The organism is Devosia sp. (assembly GCF_036406155.1).
In the GTDB taxonomy this organism is placed as follows: domain Bacteria; phylum Pseudomonadota; class Alphaproteobacteria; order Rhizobiales; family Devosiaceae; genus Devosia_A.
Genome location: NZ_DASWVV010000095.1, coordinates 1 through 2,144 on the forward strand (window position 1 = coordinate 1; position 2,144 = coordinate 2,144).

A 2,144-nucleotide genomic window follows, 5' to 3' on the forward strand; every position below is an offset into this window, starting at 1 on the left:
CGGCGCGGCTGCAGCAGCTGCTGCACCCGCGCCTCAAGTCGCCGGACGATGCCGAAATCGTCGCCTCGGGGCTGGGCGTGTCGCCCGGCGCCGCCAGCGGCGCCATCGTCTTCACCACCGAGGACGCGGCGCGCATGCGGGCGCGCGGCCGCCACTGCATCCTCGTCGTCACCGAGACCGGGCCCGCCGACATCCAGGGGATGAAGGCGGCCACGGGCATCCTGACGGCCCGCGGCGGCATGACCAGCCACGCTGCGGTGGTCGCCCGCATCACCGGCACGCCCTGCGTCGCCGGCGTCCGCACGCTGAGCGTCGATCTGGCGGAAATGACCTGCCGCATCGGCGAGCGCAGCTTCCGTGCCGGCGACCGCATCACCATCGACGGCACCGACGGCAACGTCTATCTGGGCGCGCTGCCCCTCAGCCAGCCGCATATCGGGGGCGCCATTTCGCGCCTGCTCGGCTGGTCCGACGCCAGCCGCGATATCGAGGTGCGCGCCAACGCCGAGACCGTCGAGGCGGTGCGCACCGCCCTCAGCTTCGGCGCCGAGGGCATCGGCCTGGCGCGCTCCGAGCACATGTTCTTCTCGCGCGAGCGCATGGTGGCGCTGCGCCGCATGATCCTGTCCGAGGACGAGCACGACCGCGCCGAAGCCCTGAGCGCGCTCGTCGATATCCAGATCGGGGGCTTTTCCAGCCTGTTCTCGGCGATGCAGGGGCGGCCGGTCTGCGTGCGCCTGTTCGACCCGCCGCTGCACGAATTCCTGCCGCGGGGCGAGGAGGACATCGACGAGACCGCCCGCTCGCTGGGGCTTGCCGTGCGCACCTTGCGGCTCCGCCTCGACCGGCTCGAGGAGGTCAACCCGATGCTGGGCCATCGCGGCGTGCGCCTCGCCATCACCTATCCGGAAATCCTCGAGATGCAGATGCAGGCGCTGCTCGCCGGCGTGCGCGAGACCTCGCGCCGGCAGGCCGAGCCGGTGGCGCTCGAGGTCATGGTGCCGTTCGTGTCCACCGTGCGCGAGGTCACCTGGGTGCGCGAGCGCGTCATGGCCGCGGTCGACGCCGCCGATTTGCCTCCCGAGGCGCGCGCACGCTTCGCCTTCGGCACCATGATCGAGCTGCCGCGCGCCGCGCTCAGGGCCGGCGACATTGCCCAGGCCGTCGACTTCTTCTCCTTCGGCACCAACGACCTGACGCAGACGACCTACGGCATTTCGCGCGACGACGCCCCGGCCTTCCTTGCCGCCTACCAGCGCAAGGGCCTGTACGACCTCGATCCGTTCGTCACCCTCGACGAACGGGGCGTCGGCGAACTCATTTCCATCGCCATCGAGCGCGGCAAGGCGGCGAACCCCAACCTCAAGATCGGCATTTGCGGCGAGCACGCCGGCGACCCGGCGTCGCTGCGCTTCTTTTCCGGCCTCGACGTCGATTATGTCAGCTGTTCGCCCTATCGCGTGCCGGTGGCCCGGCTGACGCTGGCGCAGCAACCCGCCTCCGCCTGAACCCGCGCAGCGGTCCGGTCCCGTGGGAGGTGCCGCAAAGGCCTGGCCCGAGCGTCGCAGCTTTGCGCGTTTACCGGAAGCTAACCCTAACCCCGCATTATCCCGAACGTCGGCATTTTGGACACGCGCCAGTGTAGGCGGGGCGTGTCTGGAGCGGCAGGGGTGCGCGCTGTTGGCGCGCCGTTGCCGGGGCCGTCGGTAGTTGCGTTGCGTCGATAGTAAAGCGTTTTGATGGCCCCAGCAGTCAGGTCCGCACGAGCCGCGAGGGCTCATGCCGAGCATGCGCTCCTCCGAGCCACGGTGGGTGCTTGCTTCGCCGTCCTTTCCTACGCTGGGCTGACCACGGGGGCCGCCGGTCCGGCCTACGGCTCGCTCGGCGGCACGGGCGAGGGGCCGGGCGCCGTACTGGCCATGTCGGGCGCCGTCGTCGCCCCCGGCACCATCCACGACATCTTCAGCAGCGGTGCCTTCTCCGGGCCGAACCGCGCGGAAAAACAGGACCGGCAGCGCCCCCTGCCCGACGTCATGGCGGTGGCGAGCAGTTTCGATGCCATCCGCGCCCGGCTCGCCGCGCTGCGCCAGCCCGCAGCCGCGGTCGCGGCGGCGCCCGCCGCAGTTGCCCCGGTGGCCGCTGCG

General features: G+C 71.3%; 2 protein-coding genes. Both read left to right on the forward strand.

Annotated elements, in window-relative coordinates; all coding sequences use genetic code 11:
- Positions 1–1,508: putative PEP-binding protein (locus tag VGD93_RS06030; RefSeq protein WP_395010205.1), on the forward strand; the 1,508-nt coding region annotated here is incomplete at its 5' end.
- A 300-nt stretch (positions 1,509–1,808) separates the two neighbouring features.
- Positions 1,809–2,144, forward strand: a 336-nt coding sequence (locus tag VGD93_RS06035; protein ID WP_395010207.1) for a hypothetical protein, incomplete at its 3' end; no start/stop codon positions are given.